Source organism: Mesorhizobium sp. M7A.F.Ca.CA.002.05.1.1 (assembly GCF_003998335.1).
Classification (GTDB): Bacteria; Pseudomonadota; Alphaproteobacteria; order Rhizobiales; family Rhizobiaceae; genus Mesorhizobium.
This window is the reverse complement of record NZ_RZQI01000912.1, coordinates 1-2,337: the sequence shown is the minus strand read 5'-3', so window position 1 is coordinate 2,337 and position 2,337 is coordinate 1. Positions and strand designations below refer to the sequence as shown.

2 protein-coding genes are annotated in these 2,337 nt (G+C 61.5%); one reads left to right on the top strand and one right to left on the bottom strand.

Translation table 11 applies throughout. From position 1 onward, the window contains the following. Positions 1-936 (bottom strand): aminotransferase class III-fold pyridoxal phosphate-dependent enzyme (locus EN939_RS30415; RefSeq protein ID WP_127271348.1); only part of this gene is annotated, 936 nt, incomplete at its 3' end. Between the two features lie 121 nt (positions 937-1,057). On the opposite strand from EN939_RS30415, the gene EN939_RS30410 reads away from it, so the two are divergent. Further along, positions 1,058-2,113 (top strand): ABC transporter substrate-binding protein, encoded by a 1,056-nt coding sequence (locus EN939_RS30410; RefSeq protein ID WP_127270371.1) that lies wholly within the window; start codon positions 1,058-1,060, stop codon positions 2,111-2,113. Positions 2,114-2,337: the final 224 nt, after the last annotated feature.

The window sequence follows — 2,337 nt, the reverse complement described above, 5'->3', positions numbered from 1 at the left end:
GTTGTTGAACGTCCCGCCATGCGAGAACGCACCGGGCAAAGCCGGATCGAAGCGATCGACGAGGTCGGCGCGTCCACCGAATGCGCCAAAACTGGCGCCGCCGCCGATATACTTGCCGAGCGTCACGAAATCGGGAAAGATTTCATGTGCGCCATGGAGCGCGCGGTAGTCGAGGCGCGAGGTCATCACCTCGTCGAAGATCAGCAGCGCGCCGGTCTCCTTCGTCGCCGCGCGCAGCGCTTCCAGGAACTCACGCGTCGCCGGGATGCAGCCGCCGCCGCCCATCATCGGCTCGACGATCACTGCGGCAAGCTCGTCGCCCTGTTCCTTGATGAGCGCCACGGCGCCTGCACTATCGTTGTAGTCGGCGAAGACAAAGGGGAAAGGCAAATTGAGCGGTGAGCCGCCATGCGCAAAAGTGAGTACGCCGCCATGATAGCCCTCGCGGAAGGCGAGGATCTTCGAGCGCTGCGTGATGGCGCGAGCCGCCGAAATCGCCATGATGTTCGCCTCGGTGCCCGAGTTGCAGAAGCGCACGCGCTCTATGGCCGGAAAACGGTCGACCACCGCGGCAGCCAGGCGCGCCTCATAGCGGTTGGGTGCGCCCAGCATGATGCCACCCTGTATGACGTCCACAAGGGCCGCCGAAATCGCCTTGTCGGAGTGGCCGTAGAAACCGGCACTGTATTCCGAGACCAGGTCGACATAGGTATGGCCGTCCAAATCGGTCACCCTGCAGCCTTCACCGGAAACAAACGATACGGGGAATGGCCGATACCATAGAACAGCCCTCGTATTGCCGCCCGGCAACGATGCCGCGGCCTCGTTCTGACGCGCCCGGCTGTTCGGGTTGGCGTCAGCGAAACGCTGTCGCGCCTCGTCCAGAACAGCAGCGAGACTGACATTGGCGCGCAGGTCTCTAGTGCCTTGCAGCATTCGATCAAATCTCCTCGTCTTTTCAACTTTTTTGCACCATATCGCAAATTCCTGTTGCTAATCAATCGATTTTGCGTTTGAAATTTGATCAAATCTGCAACGATAAGAAAGGGGAACTGCAATGAGGACTTATCTGCAAGCCGTATCTGCCGCCGCGATCTGCCTCGCGACCTCGACTTTGGCCGCGTCCGCGGCCGACCCCGTCACGGTGGTCGGCTGGGGGGGTACATGGGACAAGGCCTACAAGGATGGGGTCTGGGACAAGTACACCGAAAAGACGGGCGTTCCGATCGTCATGGAAGAATGGGGCGGCGAGGTCGCCAAGGTGCGTGCCCAGGTGCAGGCGGGCAACATTACCTACGACGTCGTCTCGGTCGAAGCGCCCGCCATGGAAGTCGGCTGCGCCGAAGGCCTGTTCGTCCCGCTGACGCCCGAGATCACCGGCGACGCGGCGAATTATCTCCCAGGCACCCTGCACGAATGCGGCGTCGCATCCGACACCTGGGCTACGGTCCTTGCCTACAACACGAAGGTCTACAAAGGTGACGCCGCGCCGAAGAGCTGGGCGGATTTCTGGAACGTCGAGAAATTTCCGGGAAAGCGCGGGCTTTACCAGCAGGCACAGTTCACGCTGGAAAATGCGCTGATGGCCGACGGCGTTAAGCGCGAGGACATGTACAAGGTGCTGGGCACGCCGGAAGGCGTCGACCGGGCTTTCGCCATGCTCGACAAGATCAAGGCGCACGTCGTCTGGTGGTCCACAACGACGCAGGGCATCCAGAACCTCGACAGTGGTGAAGTGGCTCTCAGCGACGCGTTCAATGCGCGCATCACCAACGAAGCCATCAACGAGAAGAAGCCCTATGCGATCGCATGGGACGCTGGCTTCTTCTATGGCACCGACTACTGGGCGGTGGTGAAGGGCGCGCCGCACCAGCAGGCCGGGCTGGATCTCCTCAAGTGGTTCTCCATCCCTGAAAACCAGGCCGGCTTCTCGAAACTCTATGCCTATGGCACCGGCCGCAAGGAAGCCGCCGACCTCATTCCCGCGGATTGGAAGGCCTACCTGCCGACGTCGCCGGAGCACCTTCAGTACGGCGCCTCCTATGACAACGACTTCTGGACCGAGCACAAGGAAGCACTGGAAGAACGCTTCAAGGCCTGGCTCGCGAAGTAACCCAGGCATGTTGGTCGGGACAAAGCCGGCTATGAAGCGGCGCCAACGGGGCGGCATGCTCGCCCTGTTGACGACCCCGCTTATTCTGTTCGTCGTCATTCTGTTTCTGTGGCCGGTAGCGCGCTTCCCCGCTCTGGCCGTCGACAACTCGGATTTCTCGAACAACCTGCCGCGCACAATTGCCGCTCTGGCGGGCTGGAATGCGGATAGCGGCCTGCCTGGCG